Genomic DNA, 16,710 nt, shown 5'->3' on the forward strand with positions numbered 1-16,710 from the left:
CGGTTTCCGCGGAAACCGGGGCCAATCGCCCGCTCACAGCGTCTCGGGGCTCACAGCGTCTCGGGGCGGGGGCGGTCCTCCCTCTCGACGAGGTACACGTGCCCGTCGGGCCGGGTGACGCGCTCGAGGGTGTGCCGCAGCCGGGTGTCCCGGGCGACGTCCTCCGCCGTCGGGGGGACCGGGGGCGTCCTGCGGATCGACGCCGGCCCGAAGAGGGGCAGGAAGAGCTCGGTGACCTTCATCCCCCAGGTCCGGTGGTCGCCCTCGCGACGTGCGCGCCGTGCCATGAGACTCCTCCAGCATTGCTTGGCGGTCCAACTATTGGTGCACCAACTATAGGTGCCTCGTAGGCTGTGCGCATGGACCTGCCCGCCGACCCCCTGCGCCTCGAGGCCCAGGTGTGCTTCTCCCTCTCGGCGGCCGCGCGCGCGATGGTGTCGATCTACCGGCCGATCCTCGAGCCGATGGGGCTCACGCACCCGCAGTACCTCGTGATGCTCGGCCTGTGGCAGGACGAGCGGGCGGGTGCCACGACGACGGTCACCGGGCTGTCCGCGCGCCTGCTGCTCGACCCGGGCACCCTGTCGCCGCTGCTCAAGCGCCTGGAGCGGCAGGGCCTCCTCGAGCGGCGGCGGGCCAGCGGCGACGCGCGCGTCGTCGAGCTGCACCTCACCGCCGCGGGCCGCGAGCTGCGGGCGCGGGCGGAGCAGGTCCCCGCGGCCGTCGTCGCGGCCAGCGGGCTGAGCCTGCCCGAGCTGGAGCAGGTGCGCGACGTCGCCAACCGGGTGGTCGCCGCCTCGCAGGGCGCCCAGCCCGCGGCGCAGGCCTGACGCGGACCCCCGCGACGGCGACCCGCGAAGGAGCCCGCGGCAACCACGCCCCGCCCCGCGGGCGACGGTGGTTCACTGGGCGAGGACCGCACAAGGACGTGCGGCCGCACTGCGCGGCACGGCTGCCCGGCACGACGACGTGCCCCGCCCCGCGACCGCCCGGTGCCTCCACCACCGCGCCCGTCGCGCCGCACCTCGGTCCGCGGGCCACCCCGGAGGGAACCATCCATGCTCCGTGCACCTCGCAGAGCCACCGTCCTCCTGAGCGGCGCGGGCGCGCTGCTCCTGACCTCCGCCGTCGCCCTGCCCGCGGGCGCGGCCGCCGACCCGGCCAACCTGCCGGGCGACGCCTCGATCACGCTGCCCATCAACGACAGCGCCGCGGGCGGCACGTACGACCAGGACTTCACCCGCGTGTACGACGGCACGACGCCGGACGGAACGCCCGTGTACATCTACGTCCCGGCGGGCACGCCGCTGGACGGCAGCGCGCCCGCCGGCGTCCACAGCCTCGACCCGGCGTTCGACCACGACCCCGGCGACGAGTTCGTGCCCTGCACGGACCTCACCGCCGAGGACTTCACGCTCACCCAGGCGCAGATCGACTACCTCGGCGACGAGCTGTCGGGCCAGATCGTCGCCGTCGACGAGGAGCACTACGGCTCGATGCGCGCGGCCGACCCGGCCCAGCCGCGGACGGACTCGCTGGTCATGGTCGTCTACAACGTCCAGGACGAGCTGTACTACGACTGCGAGCAGGACTCGTACACGGCGGGCTACTTCGCCCCCGACTTCATCGACTCGGTGGGCATGAACGCCATCGTGGTCGACGCCTTCGACTGGCAGAACCGGCTCGGCGGCGCCGACGCCCCGTGGAACGACGACGACCCGGACAACGACCAGCCCGAGCTGTACGAGGGCGTGGTGGCGCACGAGCTGGAGCACCTGCTCCACAACTACTCCGACCCGGGCGAGCTGTCCTGGGTGGACGAGGGCCTCGCCGACTTCGCCGTCTTCCTCAACGGGTACGACGTCGGAGGCTCGCACCTCACGTACCACCAGGTGTTCTACGCGGAGACGTCCCTGACCCGCTGGGCGGGCGGGCTGGAGAACTACGGCGCGGCCTACACCTTCTTCCAGTACCTGTGGGAGCGCGCTGGCGGCAACGGCGACGGCACGTACACGCCCGACCTCACCGATGACGGGGCCGGCGGGGACCTGCTGATCAAGCAGATCTTCGCGAACCAGGCCGACGGCATGGACGGCGTCCAGGCCGCGATCGACGCGTTCAACGCCGCCACCGGGGGAGACCTGCCCGACGCCGCCACCCTCTACCAGGACTGGGCCGTGGCCGTGTACCTCGACGACGAGGACAGCGACCTGTTCGACATCAAGGCGGTCGACTTCGGCGACCCGGCCTTCACGGACTGGACGATCGACATCGCGGACGACCAGTACTGGGAGGGCCGCGGGTCGAACCAGGGCGCGCAGCCGGACGCCAAGTGGGACCGGCGGGCGAACGGTCAGGCCCCGGTCGCGCTGCCGTACGGCATCCAGGTGGAGCGGTTCCGCAACCCCGGCCCGCGCGTCACCGTGGGGCTGGACGGCGAGGACACCTCCGAGGTGGCGCCGCACAGCGGCGACACGCACTGGTACGGCGGGTACGAGAGCCAGTCGGACAACGTGCTCGACCTCGAGACCGACGGCGCGGTGGCGAGCCTGGACTTCTGGACCTGGCACTTCATCGAGGAGGGCTGGGACTACGGCTTCGTCGAGGCGCAGGTGGGCGGCGAGTGGGTCACCGTGCCGCTCGTCGACGACGCGGGCGCCACGGTCACGACCGACGACGACCCGCACGGGAACAACACCGAGGGCAACGGCCTGACCGGGACGTCCGGCGGCGTGTACTTCGAGGACGAGCCGCAGTACGTGCACCTCACGGCGCAGCTCCCGGCGGGGGCCACGGACGTGCGGTTCCGGTACTCGACGGACGCGGCGTACCTCGACACCGGCTGGTTCGTGGACGACGTCATGGTGGACGGCGCGGCCGCGGGCGTCTCGTCCGAGGCCGGGCAGTGGGTCGAGACCAGCGGCGTGCAGGACAACAGCTGGACCGTGCAGGTGGTCGCGTCGTGCGACCTCACGCCGTCGGGCACCGACGCCTTCGAGATCGTGGACGCCGCGGGGAACCACGTCTACCGGCTCACCGGCGACGCGATCTCCCAGGCGGGCTTCGTCACGAAGTGTGCCAACGGGCCCCAGCGGGACTTCGCCACGCTGGTGTCCAACCTGCCCACCGGTGACCTGACGTTCCTCGACGCCGGGTACGACCTGTCGGTGTCGCACACCAAGAAGTAGGCGCGGGCACCCGCGCAACGGCGCGGACGAGGCGGGTACGGTGACGCCCATGACCGACGTCACACCCGCCTCGTTCGCGCCCGGACTCACCACCGACGACCTCGCCGGGACGGTGCCCGACCCGCGCACCGCGCCGGCCGTGCGGTGGGGCGTGCTGGGCGCCGGCAACATCGCCGGGTCGTTCTCCGACGGGGTGCGGGAGCACACGGCGTCGTCCGTCGTCGCCGTCGGGTCGCGCGACGTCGCGAAGGCCGAGGCGTTCGCCGCCGCCCACGCCCCGGGCGCCCGGGCCCACGGCGACTACGACGCGTTGGTGACCGACCCGGAGGTCGACGTCGTGTACGTCGCTACGCCCCACTCGCACCACCACGAGCACGCGCTCCTCGCGATCCGGGCGGGCAAGCACGTGCTCGTCGAGAAGGCCTTCACGCAGGACGCGGCGCAGGCGCGCGAGGTGCTCGACGCCGCGCGCGACGCCGGCGTCTTCGTCATGGAGGCGATGTGGACCCGCTTCCTGCCGCACGTGGCCGCGCTGCGCGGCGTCCTCGCGCGCGGCGAGATCGGGCGGGTCGTGAGCGTCATGGCCGACCACGGCCAGCAGTTCCCGTTCGCCCCCGAGCACCGGCTGTACGCGCCCGGCCTGGCCGGTGGCGCGCTGCTGGACCTCGGCGTCTACCCGGTGTCGTTCGCCCAGGACCTGCTCGGCGCGCCCGAGACCGTCACCGCGGTCGGTGCGCTCGCCGAGACGGGCGTGGACGGGCAGGTCGGCATGGTGCTGGGCTACCCGGGCGGCGTGCAGGCCACGCTGTCCACCACGCTGTGGTCGCGCACGGCGAACACGGCCGTCATCTCCGGGACCGAGGGGCGGATCGAGGTGGCGCGCACGTTCTACGCGCCGACGTCGTTCACCGTCGAGCGGCACGACGGCTCCACCTGGGCCTACGACGGGTTCCGCGGCGAGGGCAAGCAGTACCAGGCCGCCGAGGTCGCGCGCCGCGTCACGGCGGGGGAGACCCAGAGCCCGCGCATGTCGTGGGACGGCACGCTGGAGGTCATGGACACCCTCGACGAGGTGCGCCGCCAGGCGGGGGTGGTCTACCCGGGCGAGTGAGCCCGGCGGGGCTCAGCGCGTGAGGCGGCGGCCGCTCACGTCCGTCGGGGTGATGCTCACCCACACGTTCTTGCCGTCGTCCTGGAAGCTCACCAGGCCGGTGGCGCGCGCCGCGGCGAGCTCGGCGTCCGTCTCGAGGATCCGCGCGGTGCCCTTGAGGACGACGCTCGTCGCGACGCTCTCGCCCCACTCGTCGGCCTCGAACGCCACCCGCGAGTTCACCGTGAGCTCCACGAGCTTGGTCCCCGGGTGGGTGCGGAAGTAGACCACGCCGTCCGCCGCGGCGAACGTCACGGGGAAGATCTCCGTCTCCCCGCCGACCGCCGTGGCGAGGCGGCCGACGTCCTGCGTGCGAAGGAAGTCCCAGCAGGCTTCCTCCGTCAGGAACTCGACGGGCTGGCTGGGCGACGATGCGGCGGGCATGCGGCCTCCTGGGACGACGGGCGGTGTCCACCCATCGTCGCGCCCCGGCGGCCGCGCCGCCCGTCGGGCCCGGGTGGGGTGGGTCACGCGGGCGCGGCGACGCGCGTCGCGGTGTCACCGCCACCGACTACCGTGTCTGCGTGAGCAGCGCACCCGGGTACTTCGTCTCGTTCGAGGGCGGCGACGGCGTCGGCAAGTCGACGCACGTCCGGCTGCTGGGCGACTGGTTGCACGAGGTGACGGGCCGGGAGGTCGTCGTGACGCGCGAGCCGGGCGGCACCGAGCTCGGCCTCGAGCTGCGCCGGCACGTGCTGCACGGCGACGACATGGACCCGCGCAGCGAGGCGCTGCTGTACGCGGCGGACCGCGCCCACCACGTCGCGACGGTCGTGCGGCCGGCGCTGGAGCGCGGCGCCGTCGTCGTCACGGACCGGTACCTCGACTCGTCGGTGGCGTACCAGGCGGGCGGCCGGGAGCTGTCCGAGGAGGAGATCGAGGCGCTGTCCCTGTGGGCCACCCGGGACCTGCTGCCCGACGTCACGGTGCTGCTCGACCTCGACCCGGTCGTCGGTGCCGCCCGCCTGTCGGGGGAGCCGGACCGGCTGGAGCGGGCCGGCGACGAGTTCCACCGGCGCACGCGAGAGACGTTCCTGCGCCGCGCGGCGGCGGACCCCGGGCGCTGGGTCGTGGTGGACGCGTCCGCGCCGCTCGACGACGTGCAGGCACAGGTGCGCGTGGACGTCGCGGCCCGTCTCGACCTCACGCCGGTGGTCGAGGAGGCCACGTCCGGCCCGGTCGCCGAGGCCGACGAGGCCTCCGCCGCGGGGGAGGGGCACGCATGAGCGTGTGGGACGACGTCGTCGGCCAGCCCGACGCGGTCGCCCTGCTGCGCCGTGCCGCGACCGACGCCGCCGCGATGACGCACGCGTGGCTGGTCACCGGGCCGCCCGGCTCGGGTCGCTCCGTGGCGGCGCGCGCCTTCGCGGCGGCCCTGCAGTGCACGGGGACCGACGGCGAGACCGGCGGGTGCGGCCGCTGCCACGCGTGCACGACGACGCTCGCCGGGACCCACCCGGACCTGACGGTCGTCGCCACGGACAAGGTGGTCATCACCGTCGCGGAGGTGCGCGACCTCATCATGACGGCGTCGCGCACGCCGTCGTCGGGCCGCTTCCGCGTCATCGTCGTCGAGGACGCCGACCGGATGGCCGAGCGCACCACGAACGTGCTGCTCAAGGCCATCGAGGAGCCCCCGCCGCACACCGTGTGGGTGCTGTGCGCCCCGAGCGCCCAGGACGTGCTGCCGACCATCCGGTCCCGCTGCCGGGGCGTCGTGCTGCGGGTGCCGCCCGCGAAGGACGTGGCGGACCTGCTGGTGCGCCGCGACGGCGTCGACCCGGCGGTCGCGCTGACGGCGGCGCGGGCCGCGCAGTCGCACGTCGGGCTGGCGCGCCGGCTCGCCCGCGACGGCGACGCCCGCGCGCGCCGCGACGCCGTGCTCGAGGTGGCGCGCCGGATCCGCGGGGTCGGGGACGCCGTCCTCGCGGCGGGCGAGCTGGTGGACGTCGCCAAGGCGGAGGCCGTCGCGGCGACGGCGGAGCGGGACGCCGTCGAGAAGGCGGAGCTGCTGCGCGCCCTCGGCGTGCAGGAGGGCGACACCCTGCCGCCGCGGCTGCGCTCGCAGCTCAAGCAGCTCGAGGACGACCAGAAGCGTCGCGCCACGCGGCGCCAACGCGACGTCCTCGACCGGTCGATGGTGGACCTGCTGTCCCTGTACCGCGACGTCCTCGTGGTGCAGCTCGGGGCCACGGTCGACCTCGTGAACGCCGAGCACGACGCGACCGTGCGCGCGCTCGCCGCCGACTCGACGCCGGAGCAGACGATCCGCCGGATGGACGCGATCGGCACGGCGCGCGAGCGCCTCGAGGGCAACGTCGCACCGCTGCTGGCCCTCGAGGCGATGACCGTCGCCCTGCGCCCGCAGGGCTGAACGGCAGCGCCGAACCGCAGGCCGAACCGCGGGCCGAACCGGCCGATAGTTGCCTCATCACCCCCCGATGCTGTGAGGTGTTCCGCGGCGGGGGCCATGGTGGCCCCCGTGACCTGACTGGGGGTTGGCATGAGGATCCTGCTGCTCGTCTCGGCGTTCAACGGGCTCACGCAGCGCGTGTGGGGACATCTGACGGACCGGGGGCACGACGTCGGGGTGGAGCTCGCCCCGGCGTTCGCCGCGCCGGAGGACCTGGTCGCGCGGGTCGAGGAGATCGGCCCGGACCTGATCCTGGCGCCGTTCCTCAAGCACCGGGTCCCCGAGGACGTCTGGCGTCGCTGGACCACGGTCGTCGTGCACCCGGGCCCGGTCGGCGACCGCGGGCCGTCGTCGCTCGACCACGCGATCCTCGACGGCCGCGAGCGGTGGGGCGTGACCGCCCTGTCCACGGTGGAGGAGATGGACGCCGGCCCCGTGTGGGCGACGTCGACGTTCGCGATGCCGTCGCCGCCGGTCGCCAAGAGCGCCCTCTACAACGGGCTCGTCGCGGACGCCGCGATGGCGTGCGTCGACGAGGTGCTGCGCAAGGTCGCCGCGGGCGAGCCGCCCGTCCCCGCCGACGAGCTCGAGGCCGAGGTGCCCGGCACCGGCGAGCTGCCGCTGCTGCGCCGGGCCGCGTTCGAGCTGGACCTCGGCCGCCCGGCCGCGGAGCTCGCGCGCACGATCGCGGCCGCCGACGGCGCCCCCGGCGCCCCCGCGACCGTCGGCGGCGCACGGTTCTGCCTGTTCGACGCCGTGGCGACGCCCGAGACGATCGCCCCGGGCGCGGAGCCCGGCACGGTCGTGGGCCGCGACGAGGACGCCGTCGCGCTCGCGACCGGCGACGGCACGCTCTGGGTCGGGTACGCCGCCACGCTGGGCACGAAGCGCGGCACCAAGCTGCCCGCCGCGTGGGTGCTCGACGTCGCCGGCGTCCCGTTCCACCCCGCGCCCCGGGAGCTGGCCGAGTCGGTCTACGAGCGGGACGGGGACGTCGGGTACCTGACGATCCGCTCGTACAGCGGGGCCATGCACACGCAGCAGTGCCGCCGCCTGACCACGGCCGTCGAGAAGGCGCTCACCGAGGACACGCGGGTGCTCGTGGTGCGCGGCACGGAGCACGCGTTCTCCAACGGCATCCACCTGGGCGCCATCGAGGCGGCCGAGGACCCGGCCGCCGAGGCGTGGGCCAACATCCAGGCCATCGACGACCTGTGCGAGGCGATCGCGCGCGCCGACCAGCTCACCGTCGCCGCGTTCACCGCGAACGCCGGAGCCGGCGGGGTGATGGCCGGCCTGTGCGCGGACGTCGTCGTCGCCCGCGACGGCGTGGTGCTGAACCCGTACTACGACATGGGCATCTTCGGGTCCGAGCTGCACACGTGGACCGTGGCGTCGCGGTTGGGCGAGGTCGACGCCGACCGGCTGCTGGGCGCCAAGCTGCCCGTGTCCGTCGCGGAGGCGGCGCGCCTCGGGCTGGTGGACGCCGTCGGGCCGCGCGACCCCGCCCTGTTCGCCGCCTGGCTCACCGACCGCGCCGCCGCGCTCGCGACGCCCGAGGGGCTGGCCGAGGCCCGCGCAGCCGCGCAGGTGCGTGCGCCGCGTCGCCCGCTGTCCTACTACCGCACGGTGGAGCTCGCGGAGATGGCGCGGGACCTGTTCGACGACCGGCGCGGGTTCGGGGCCAAGCGTCGCGACTTCCTGCGCAAGGTCGCGCCGGCGGCGACGCCGGACCGGTTGCGGTTCGACGACGTCCGCGAGACGGTCGCCGGATGACGACCCTCGCGCACCGCGCCGCCCGCGGGATCCTGCTGGCGGGCGCCGCCGGCGCGCTGGCCCTGCTGGTGACGGCGTGCGCGTCCGGCGACGGGGCGGGCGGGGAGGCGACGTCCGCCTCGCCGTCGTCCCCTGAGTCGGCTACGGAGTCGTCCCCGGCGTCGCCGGAGCCGACCTCGCCCGAGCCGTCCGGGACGGCGACCTCGGAGCCCGCGACACCGGCCGAGCTCGCCCCGGGCGAGCACACCCGCGGCCTGCCGGAGGGCGCGGAGGGCACGATGGACAGCCCGGCCGGCGCCGCGTGGTCGCCCACGCCGGGGGTGCTGCTGGTCGTGACGTACGGGTCGAGCACCTGCCCGCTGCTGGCGGAGGCCGAGGGCACGTGGGACTCGTCCGGTGGGACGGCGGTCGTGACGTTCGAGAAGCTGCCCGACGGTCCCTGCACGATGGACTACATGCCCACGACCAGCGCCGTCGCGCTGCCGGCGGGCGCCGACGAGGGCGCGCCGGTGGCCGTCCGGCTCGGCGACCGGGGCACCGTCGAGGTGGCGCCGCGCGGCGGCGAGGGCGAGACCGGGCCGGTCGCCTGGGTGCCCGCGAAGGGCTGAGCCGGACCTGCCCGGACGCTGCCCGGACGCTGCCCGGTCACTGGACGGACCAGCCGAGGGGCGACGGTAGGTTGGGCGGGTGAACTTCGACGAGCGCCGCCCGACCGCCCGCCGCACGACCACACCCCGCAGGGCCGGCCGGCGCGCGTCCGCCGTCCTCGTGGCGGGGGTGCTGCTCCTCGCCGGGTGCACGGCGCCCGCGAAGGAGCAGGCTCCTGCGGGATCGGCGTCGGGCCCGGCGGCGTCGCAGGCGCCCGACGGTTTCGAGAAGTACTACGGGCAGTCGCTCGAGTGGACCGACTGCAAGGACGGGCTCCAGTGCGCGACGGCGTCGGCCCCGCTGTCATGGCACGACGCGGGCGCGGGCAGCATCGAGCTGGCGCTGGTGCGCAACCCCGCCGACGGCAAGGACCCGGAGGGCTCGCTGCTGGTCAACCCGGGCGGCCCGGGCGCGTCGGGGGTCGACTTCGTGCGCAGCGACGCCGAGAACGACGGCGCCACGTTCGGCAAGAAGCTGCAGGACGCGTTCGACATCGTCGGGTTCGACCCGCGGGGCGTGCAGGACTCGACACCCGTGAGGTGCTTCGACGACGCGCGCAAGGACGAGTCGCTGGCCAAGGACTTCGACCCGAGCACCGACGACGGGCTGAAGGCCATGGAGGCGGAGTCCCGCGCGTGGGGCGAGGCGTGCGCCGAGCACACCGGCGACGTCCTCGGGCAGGTCGACACGCAGAGCGCCGCCCGGGACATGGACATGCTGCGCGCCGTCCTCGGCGACGACCAGCTGCACTACCTCGGGTACTCGTACGGCACGCAGCTCGGCGCCACCTACGCGGGCCTGTTCCCGGACCGCGCGGGCCGCCTGGTGCTGGACGGCGCCATCGACACGACGCTCTCCTCGGACCAGATCTCCGCCGGGCAGGCGGTCGGCTTCGAGAACGCCCTGCGCGCGTACGTGGCGGACTGCCAGGCCGGCAAGGGCTGCCCCCTGCCGGGGACGGTGGACGACGGCATGCAGCGGATCAAGGCCCTCTTCGACCAGGCGTACGAGCACCCGCTGCCCACCTCCGACGCCGACCGCCCCGTGACCCGCACGCTCGCGTTCTACGGCGTCGCCCTGACGCTGTACAACCAGGCGAACTGGCCCGTCCTCACGCAGGCGCTCACCGAGGCGATCACGGAGGGGACGGGCGACACCCTGCTGTACCTCGCCGACGCGTACAACGACCGGAACGCCGACGGCACGTACTCGTCGAACTCGTCCGAGGCGTTCAAGGCCGTCGGCTGCCTGGACGACCGGGGCACGACGGACGCCGACGAGATGCGCGCCGAGGCGGCCCAGATCGAGAAGCAGGCGCCGACCGTCGGCGAGTTCTTCGCCTACGGGGGCACGTCGTGCGCCGACTGGCCGGTGCCGATGCCGAAGAAGGAGTTCGACGTCCACGCGAAGGGCGCGGCGCCGATCGTCGTCGTCGGCACCACCAACGACCCGGCCACCCCGTACGTGTGGGCGCAGGGCCTGGCGAAGACGCTGGACTCCGGCGTGCTCGTCACCTACGAGGGCGAGGGCCACACCGCGTACTCGCCGTCGCGGCCGTGCGTGGCGGACGTCGTCGAGTCGTACCTCGTGGACGGCGACGTCCCGAAGGACGGCACCACCTGCTGACGCCCTCGGGTGCCGCCGTCAGGCGGTCCGGGGGTGCGGGGCGGGCTCGCGGTCGCGGGCCCAGTGCCGCAGCGCGAGGACGCCGAGCACGGAGATGACGACCAGCCCCACCACGTAGAACACGGTGGACCACGTCCCGGCGTTGTCCGCCGTCGCCGGCAGCAGCTGGCCGTAGGCGAGCTCGTAGTGCAGGCCGCCGGTGACCTTGATCGCGAGCCACGCGGACAGGAAGCCCATCGAGTCCCACAGGGCGTGCAGGCCGACGACGGTCAGGTAGGCCAGGAGCACGCCCCCCGTGAAGCGGTACTTGCCCGCCGCCGAGGCGGCGCCGAAGATCGCCGCGCCCAGGACGGCCGTCCACAGCACGTGCCCGACGGGGGTGAGGAGGCCGCGCACCGCCTCCGTCTGGAGCAGGGAGTTCAGGTCGATCTGGCCCAGGCGGGTGAGGCTGGCGTTGAACGCGTAGCCGGCGGACTCGAAGGCGGCGAACCCGGCGCCGACCACCGCGCCCAGGAGCGCGCCCTTGAGGCCGGTCTTCTGGGCGACGCGCGCGCCGACCACCAGGAAGACGGCGATCTTCACGGCCTCCTCGATCGCGCCCACGCCCACGTAGATCCACCACGACGGCGACAGGTGCGACTCCAGGATCGACGCGCCCAGCACACCGAAGATCCCGCCGAAGAAGAACGCCGACAGCAGCAGCATGATGTCGATCGAGCCGTGCGCCCGCTCGACGACGAACAGCACCACCGTGAACGGCACCAGGAAGCTGCCGAGCAGGATGACCGTCGGGATGAGGTTCGAGTTCTGCGTGGACGCCGTCACGGCGGCCGTGACGGCCCACAGCAGGATGCCGAGGATCAGGGACTTCCACCACCAGCCCTTGCCTGTCGGCACGGCGACCCCCTGGGGCGCGGGCGTGGGGTTCATGGGTCGTCCTCCAGACGGGTCGGCAGAGCGGCGGCGTGGCCCTGCGTAGGGTGCTCCACAGCGTGCTGAGCACGAGTATGCGGAGGTCAGCGCGCGCTGTCGCGCGGAAGTGGAGATCGCTCCCCGGACCGGGTTTGGAGAGCGCCCCGCGCGTCAGGTACTGTGGGCGCGCTCGTTGATCCGGCTGCGGCCGGCGACAGCGACGCCGCCTTAGCTCAGTCGGTAGAGCGATTCACTCGTAATGAATAGGTCATCAGTTCGATTCTGATAGGCGGCTCCGACACCGAAACGGCCCGGCACCTGCGAAAACAGGCGCCGGGCCGCTTCGCGTTCCGGGGCTCACGGTCGGGGGCATCCGGCCATTTGTCCGGCCGATCGGCATCGGAGCTGCATCAGCCCTCGGAGACGCGCACGGTGATGAGCCGTTCGCCGTCGCGCAGCTGCTCACGAAGCAGCCCCATCCCACCGTCGTACGTCGCCGCCTCGACCTCGACGTCGCGCACCGCTGTCTCCTGGGTGCCGGAGTTGTCGGCGGGGATGGTCTCGATGTGCGAGCGCAGGATCTCGAGTCGAGAGCGTAGTCCGTCCTCAGTGCCGAGCTGCCGCCGCACGGCGGCGGAGAGTTCCGGGTCGCGGTGGGTCGGTCGTCCACAGGCACCTCCCTGGGCCCGGGAGATTCACCCGCCGAACGCGGTCGCGGGCGCCCTACTGTGAGGCATGGGCGACGACGACTACACGTTCCGGCTCCGGTTCCGTCTGGCCGGGCCTGCGATCGGGCATGACGCGCCAGAGTTCGACCTCGGCGCGAGTGCAGGGCTCGATGAGGGTCGCGTCGTGCTCCGGTCTGCCGACGGCGATATGCCGATCGTGGGCACGCGTGAACTCTGCTTGCTGGGGCGTGGGTTCGCGACCGAACAGGACGCCGCGGACGCCGCGCGCGAGTGGGAGGCAGCCCTGCAAGTCGGCTTCGCCACCAGGAGGGTCGGCGCTGACTTCGGCGTCAGGACGGCCCCGATGGGCGGCCTGACACCTGGAGGGGTAGCGCTCCTGTTTCCGGACGGTGACCAGGAAGTGCGGCGGGAACGCCTCGGTATCCACACGTTCGAGTCTGAAACCGAGCCGCTCTTCGCTTCACTGTCGGCGCAGATTGAAATCGTGACTCCGATCGATGACCTCGCGGAGTTGATCGCGGACGCGCGTCATCGCGGCCCCGACGTCGACGAGAAGACGCGCACGTCCTACGCGATGTACTCGGCGGCCATGACCCTCAGCGACCCGGATGCCCGCTTCATGATGCTCATGACCGCGTACGAAGTGCTCGTCACCCAGCGCCCTCTGTCGCCAGAGGCCCGCGAGTACCTCGACATGCTTGCGGCGCAAACGGCAGAGGCGGCCATCCCCGACGACGAGCGGGAAGTGATACGGGGTGGGCTCGGGTGGTTGAAGCACCAGTCGATCTCGAGCGCCGGGCGCGACCTCGCGGACACGCTCGGCGACCGCGAGTACGACGGCAGGTCACCGAGCAAGTTCTTCACGTACGCCTACAACGTCCGAGGCAAGCTGGTGCACGGGGAGGACCCGCCCCGCGAGGAGGTGACGCGGCTGACCGGAGTCCTTGTGCAAATGGTGGGCGACCTGCTCAGCCTGCGCCCCGAGGAGGCTGCACCTGTCGAGCCGGCGGAGCCGAAGTAGCGGGTCGGCGAACGTACGTCGAGCAGGGGGGATGCGCTACTTCGCCGAACTGCTCCACGGCAAGCGGGTCGCCGCCGAGAGCTTCCGCGGCACGAACCCGTTCGTCGAGGCTCGACCCATCGAAGGCACCGACGAGGTGCTCATCCTGTCGAAGGGGCGCCTCGCCGACGACCCGGACGTCGGCGACTACGTGCGCGCGGCGCGCGACCGCGACGATGACGCGGAGGTCGAGGCGCAGCAGGTGGAGCCGTGATGGTCGCGGGCGCGTCGACGTGCACTCAGGAGCCCGAGGCACTAGAAGTGGACGCGTGACGCTCGAGGAACTGATCGCAGCAGCCGACGAGCTCGGCATGCGCGTGAAGTGGGACAACCTCGGTCGCCGTGCGGGGAGTTGCGGCGCTCCGGTCTCGTCTTGCTCAACCACCGCAAGAGCGTCCTGACGCAGCGGTGCACCCTCGCCCATGAGATGGGGCACTGGTCCCTCGGGCACGACTGGACGCTCTACCACGACGTCGAGCGCGACGAGCTGGCCGCGGACGCGTGGGCCGCCCGCCTGCTCATCAGTGCCGTCGACTACGCGCTCGCCGAGCGGCTCCACGGGCCGCACGCCGGCGCGATTGCGCGCGAGCTCGACGTCTCGACCCGGCTCGTCGAGGTGTGGCGCTGGGAGGTGTGGCGGCGTCCCGCGCCCTCCCGGGCCGGCCGCCATCTCCGAGCGGTGTAGCGAGCCAGCTCGACCCTGGCGACGTCAGAGATTCCCGACACCTGCGGATGTCAGCGATTGCCGACATTGCAGCGATTGTCACCGCCGAGCGGCATCAACTCCTGCGCCTGGACCGCCGCCGCTCAAGCCTCAAGCCCCAGGCGGCCGGCGGCGCCCGCCAGTGCTGCGTGTGTGCGTGTCCGGTCGGTGTGGAGGTACGCCTTCGTCGACAGGATGCTCGCGTGCCCGAGGATCGCCGTGATCGTCGTGTCGTCCACCCGGCCCATGCGCAGCAGGGTCGCCGCCGTGTGGCGCGCCTCGTACAGGTCCGGCCGCCGCCCGATGATCTCCGGCCCATCTTCACGCCGCGACGGCTCGGTGACCGCGACGTGAGCCTCGTCGGTGATCTCGTACCAGGCGGCGCGATCGTCATCGTCACGCCGCGGGCGGCCATCGGCCTGCGGCCAGACGAGCCCGTGGCGGTTCTGATAGGCGGCTCCCCCCTCGAAGGCCCTGGTTCTCACGAGCCAGGGCCTTCGTCGCACGTCCCGCCGGCGGGACCGGCAGACCCCCGCCGGGTGGTTCTCCCGCGTTCGCCGCGCGCATCCGCGCGGCGCGTGTGATCTTTCGACTGTCGCGCGACTCCGCACGGCCCCGTGGTCGACGAGCCCGGCTCGTCCCGTGCCTCCCGAGGAGGACCATGCAGTCGGATCTCGTCACCGAGGGCGCGAGCCCGCCGCCGGACTGGGTGCCGGTGGAGCGTCGCTGGCTGGGGATGGACCGCAGGACGCTGCTGCCGGCGGCGATCGTCGTCGTGCTGGTCGCGCTGGCGATGTGGGGGCTGCCGGCTCTCGACCGCGCGGTGCCCGTGGACGACCCCGCCCAGGCGGGCGACGTGGTGCGGGTCGGGGACGTCGAGTTCGACCCGGCGGCCGGGTGGAACCTCGACTCGGGCGTGCTCGCGTCGGACCCGCCCGAGTCCGGGGGGTTCCCGGACACCGCGCAGGTGTCCAAGGACGGCTTCGTGTTCTCCGTCGCCTCCGACGAGTTCGACGGGACGCCCCGAGAGCTGATGGCGCAGCTGCAGAAGAACAACGAGCGTCTGAAGAACGGCGCCACCATCGACATGGGGCAGGTCGAGACGTTCCAGACCGCCCAGGGCGAGCGGGGCGTCGCCGGCCGGTTCACGTTCACGGGCGGGACGGGGCTGATCGCCGCCTACGTCTTCGACGGCACCGGCGTCGAGGTGGTCCTCACCGGGCCGGTCGAGACCGACGACGCGCAGCTCGAGGGCGACGTCGTGAGCATGATCCGCTCGATCCGTCCCGTCACCGAGGTGGAGGCGCCATGACCCGCACGGACCTGCTCGACCGTCGCGCGCAGGTGGCCGAGGACGTCGGTTGGGGGCAGCGCGTCTCGTGGAACCAGCCGCGCAACGCGTGCCTGTGGGTGTTCGTGGCGGTGATCGCCTACGGCCTCTGGTACACCGTGTCGCAGGTGCGCAGCCAGGGCCCGGCCTACGGGGCGCCGCTGGGCATCTCGGCCGCGATCTTCAGCGTGTACGCGGTGCTGTTCTGGTGGTTCACCACCCACATCGACCGCTACTCCCGCCAGCCGCTCGACCTGCGGGTCGCCGCGTTCCTCTGGGGCGGGTTCGCCGCGACCTGGGCGATCGCGCTGCACGGGAACTCCGCGCTCATCAACCTCTACAGCAAGCTCGGCGACCCGGCGTTCGCCGTCGACTGGGGCGCGGGCCTCGCCGCCCCCTTCATGGAGGAGTGGGGCAAGGGCGCCGGCGTCCTGCTGCTGATGTTCATCGCGCCGCGCGTGCTGCGCACGGCGTTCGACGGGTTCGTCATCGGGGCGTTCGTCGGCCTCGGGTTCGAGATCCTCGAAGACATCCTCTACGCGTTGAACTCCGCCCCTGACGGCTTCGGCGTCGACCCCGTCGGCTCCAGCCTGCACACCGTGCTGCTCCGGCTCGGCACCGGGTTCACGTCGCACATCCTCTACTCGGCGATCTTCGGGGCCGGGGTGGTCTACCTCGTGGGCACCGTCGCGCAGCGGCGCCGCGTCGGGCGCGGGCTCCTGCTCTGCCTGGTCGCGATGGCGTTGCACTGGGCGTGGGACAGCACCGCGGCGCTGGCGGGTGGAGGGGCGTTCATCCCTGCGCTGCTGGCGCTGCAGGTCGTCGTCGCGATCGTGATCGTCCTGCTCGTCTTCCATGTGGTCGTCGGCCCGGAGCGGGCGGCCATGCGCGACCTCATGGCGCCCGAGGTCGACGACGGCACGCTCACCGCCGACGAGGCGGACGCCCTCGCGGGCGCGTGGAAGCAGCGGCGCGCGTACCGGCGCGGGGGCGGGCTGCGCGACCGGCGTCGTCGAGGGCACCGTCTCGAGGCGGCGAAGGACCTCGCCGACGCATTGGGCACGGCGCAGGGGCGGGAGACGGAGCGGGTGGCGTTCGCGCGCGCGGAACTCGGCCGGTTCCGGGCAGACGGGGCGAGCGGGCAGCCGGCGTCGTGAGCGGCGGCGCGCCCGGGCCCGCGCCCGGGGCGCGCCGCTGGTGCAGCAGGGCCGCCGT

General features: G+C 73.4%; 18 protein-coding genes and 1 tRNA gene. 14 read left to right on the top strand and 5 right to left on the bottom strand.

Annotation, left to right across the window (positions count from 1 at the left end; all coding sequences use genetic code 11):
* Window positions 1–50: 50 nt before the first annotated feature.
* Window positions 51–287, bottom strand: a complete 237-nt coding sequence (locus ACFWDO_RS19010) for a hypothetical protein (protein WP_380347110.1) — start codon at window positions 285–287, stop codon at window positions 51–53.
* Window positions 288–359: 72 nt separating this feature from the next.
* On the opposite strand from ACFWDO_RS19010, the gene ACFWDO_RS19015 reads away from it, so the two are divergent.
* The 3 genes from ACFWDO_RS19015 to ACFWDO_RS19025 all read left to right on the top strand — a co-directional run bounded on the left by ACFWDO_RS19015 (window position 360) and on the right by ACFWDO_RS19025 (window position 4,299).
* Window positions 360–830, top strand: coding sequence for a MarR family winged helix-turn-helix transcriptional regulator (locus ACFWDO_RS19015; RefSeq protein ID WP_380323104.1), 471 nt, complete (start codon window positions 360–362; stop codon window positions 828–830).
* A 228-nt stretch (window positions 831–1,058) separates the two neighbouring features.
* Window positions 1,059–3,188 (top strand): hypothetical protein, encoded by a 2,130-nt coding sequence (locus ACFWDO_RS19020; RefSeq protein WP_380323101.1) that lies wholly within the window; start codon window positions 1,059–1,061, stop codon window positions 3,186–3,188.
* A gap of 49 nt (window positions 3,189–3,237) precedes the next feature.
* Window positions 3,238–4,299, top strand: a complete 1,062-nt coding sequence (locus ACFWDO_RS19025; RefSeq protein ID WP_380323098.1) for a Gfo/Idh/MocA family protein — start codon at window positions 3,238–3,240, stop codon at window positions 4,297–4,299.
* A 12-nt stretch (window positions 4,300–4,311) separates the two neighbouring features.
* Here ACFWDO_RS19025 and ACFWDO_RS19030 read toward each other — a convergent pair whose 3' ends face one another.
* Complete coding sequence (locus ACFWDO_RS19030; RefSeq protein ID WP_380323095.1) at window positions 4,312–4,722, bottom strand: pyridoxamine 5'-phosphate oxidase family protein; 411 nt, start codon at window positions 4,720–4,722, stop codon at window positions 4,312–4,314.
* Window positions 4,723–4,862: 140 nt separating this feature from the next.
* Between ACFWDO_RS19030 and tmk the strand changes: the two genes are divergently transcribed.
* From tmk to ACFWDO_RS19055, 5 genes are all read left to right on the top strand, one after another.
* The gene (gene tmk / locus ACFWDO_RS19035; protein ID WP_380323092.1) at window positions 4,863–5,564 is read left to right on the top strand and encodes a dTMP kinase; all 702 of its coding nucleotides are present in this window, start codon (window positions 4,863–4,865) and stop codon (window positions 5,562–5,564) included.
* Window positions 5,561–6,712 (top strand): DNA polymerase III subunit delta', encoded by a 1,152-nt coding sequence (locus ACFWDO_RS19040; RefSeq protein ID WP_380323089.1) that lies wholly within the window; start codon window positions 5,561–5,563, stop codon window positions 6,710–6,712. The genes tmk and ACFWDO_RS19040 overlap by 4 nt, the downstream gene beginning before the upstream one ends.
* 129 nt (window positions 6,713–6,841) lie before the next feature.
* Window positions 6,842–8,527: an enoyl-CoA hydratase-related protein gene (locus ACFWDO_RS19045; RefSeq protein WP_380323087.1), complete on the top strand. Its 1,686-nt coding sequence runs from the start codon at window positions 6,842–6,844 to the stop codon at window positions 8,525–8,527.
* Window positions 8,524–9,135, top strand: a complete 612-nt coding sequence (locus tag ACFWDO_RS19050; RefSeq protein ID WP_380323084.1) for a hypothetical protein — start codon at window positions 8,524–8,526, stop codon at window positions 9,133–9,135. The genes ACFWDO_RS19045 and ACFWDO_RS19050 overlap by 4 nt, the downstream gene beginning before the upstream one ends.
* 79 nt (window positions 9,136–9,214) lie before the next feature.
* Entirely contained in the window at window positions 9,215–10,801 is a 1,587-nt protein-coding gene (locus ACFWDO_RS19055) for an alpha/beta hydrolase (RefSeq protein WP_380323081.1), read from the top strand.
* 18 nt (window positions 10,802–10,819) lie between these two features.
* Here the strand turns inward: ACFWDO_RS19055 and ACFWDO_RS19060 are convergent, their stop codons facing one another.
* Window positions 10,820–11,731: a PrsW family intramembrane metalloprotease gene (locus ACFWDO_RS19060; RefSeq protein ID WP_380323078.1), complete on the bottom strand. Its 912-nt coding sequence runs from the start codon at window positions 11,729–11,731 to the stop codon at window positions 10,820–10,822.
* 204 nt (window positions 11,732–11,935) lie between these two features.
* Here ACFWDO_RS19060 and ACFWDO_RS19065 point away from each other — a divergent pair.
* Window positions 11,936–12,008 (top strand) — tRNA-Thr (locus ACFWDO_RS19065).
* A 115-nt stretch (window positions 12,009–12,123) separates the two neighbouring features.
* Here ACFWDO_RS19065 and ACFWDO_RS19070 read toward each other — a convergent pair.
* Entirely contained in the window at window positions 12,124–12,342 is a 219-nt protein-coding gene (locus ACFWDO_RS19070) for a hypothetical protein (RefSeq protein WP_380323075.1), read from the bottom strand.
* A gap of 106 nt (window positions 12,343–12,448) precedes the next feature.
* Here ACFWDO_RS19070 and ACFWDO_RS19075 point away from each other — a divergent pair, with 106 nt between their 5' ends.
* From ACFWDO_RS19075 to ACFWDO_RS19085, 3 genes are all read left to right on the top strand, one after another.
* Complete coding sequence (locus ACFWDO_RS19075; RefSeq protein ID WP_380323072.1) at window positions 12,449–13,423, top strand: hypothetical protein; 975 nt, start codon at window positions 12,449–12,451, stop codon at window positions 13,421–13,423.
* A gap of 31 nt (window positions 13,424–13,454) precedes the next feature.
* Window positions 13,455–13,676, top strand: coding sequence for a hypothetical protein (locus ACFWDO_RS19080; protein WP_380323069.1), 222 nt, complete (start codon window positions 13,455–13,457; stop codon window positions 13,674–13,676).
* 108 nt (window positions 13,677–13,784) lie between these two features.
* Window positions 13,785–14,147, top strand: coding sequence for an ImmA/IrrE family metallo-endopeptidase (locus tag ACFWDO_RS19085; protein ID WP_380323066.1), 363 nt, complete (start codon window positions 13,785–13,787; stop codon window positions 14,145–14,147).
* Window positions 14,148–14,269: 122 nt separating this feature from the next.
* Here ACFWDO_RS19085 and ACFWDO_RS19090 read toward each other — a convergent pair whose 3' ends face one another.
* On the bottom strand, window positions 14,270–14,650 hold the full coding sequence (locus ACFWDO_RS19090; RefSeq protein WP_380323063.1) for a hypothetical protein: 381 nt from the start codon (window positions 14,648–14,650) through the stop codon (window positions 14,270–14,272).
* A 176-nt stretch (window positions 14,651–14,826) separates the two neighbouring features.
* On the opposite strand from ACFWDO_RS19090, the gene ACFWDO_RS19095 reads away from it, so the two are divergent.
* Together ACFWDO_RS19095 and ACFWDO_RS19100 are read left to right on the top strand one after the other, a co-directional pair.
* On the top strand, window positions 14,827–15,477 hold the full coding sequence (locus ACFWDO_RS19095) for a hypothetical protein (protein WP_380323060.1): 651 nt from the start codon (window positions 14,827–14,829) through the stop codon (window positions 15,475–15,477).
* The gene (locus ACFWDO_RS19100) at window positions 15,474–16,652 is read left to right on the top strand and encodes a PrsW family intramembrane metalloprotease (RefSeq protein WP_380323057.1); all 1,179 of its coding nucleotides are present in this window, start codon (window positions 15,474–15,476) and stop codon (window positions 16,650–16,652) included. Before ACFWDO_RS19095 ends, ACFWDO_RS19100 begins: the two co-directional genes overlap by 4 nt.
* The last annotated feature ends 58 nt before the right edge of the window (window positions 16,653–16,710 follow it).

This window comes from Isoptericola sp. NPDC060185 (genome assembly GCF_042728595.1).
Classification (GTDB): Bacteria; Actinomycetota; Actinomycetes; order Actinomycetales; family Cellulomonadaceae; genus Isoptericola.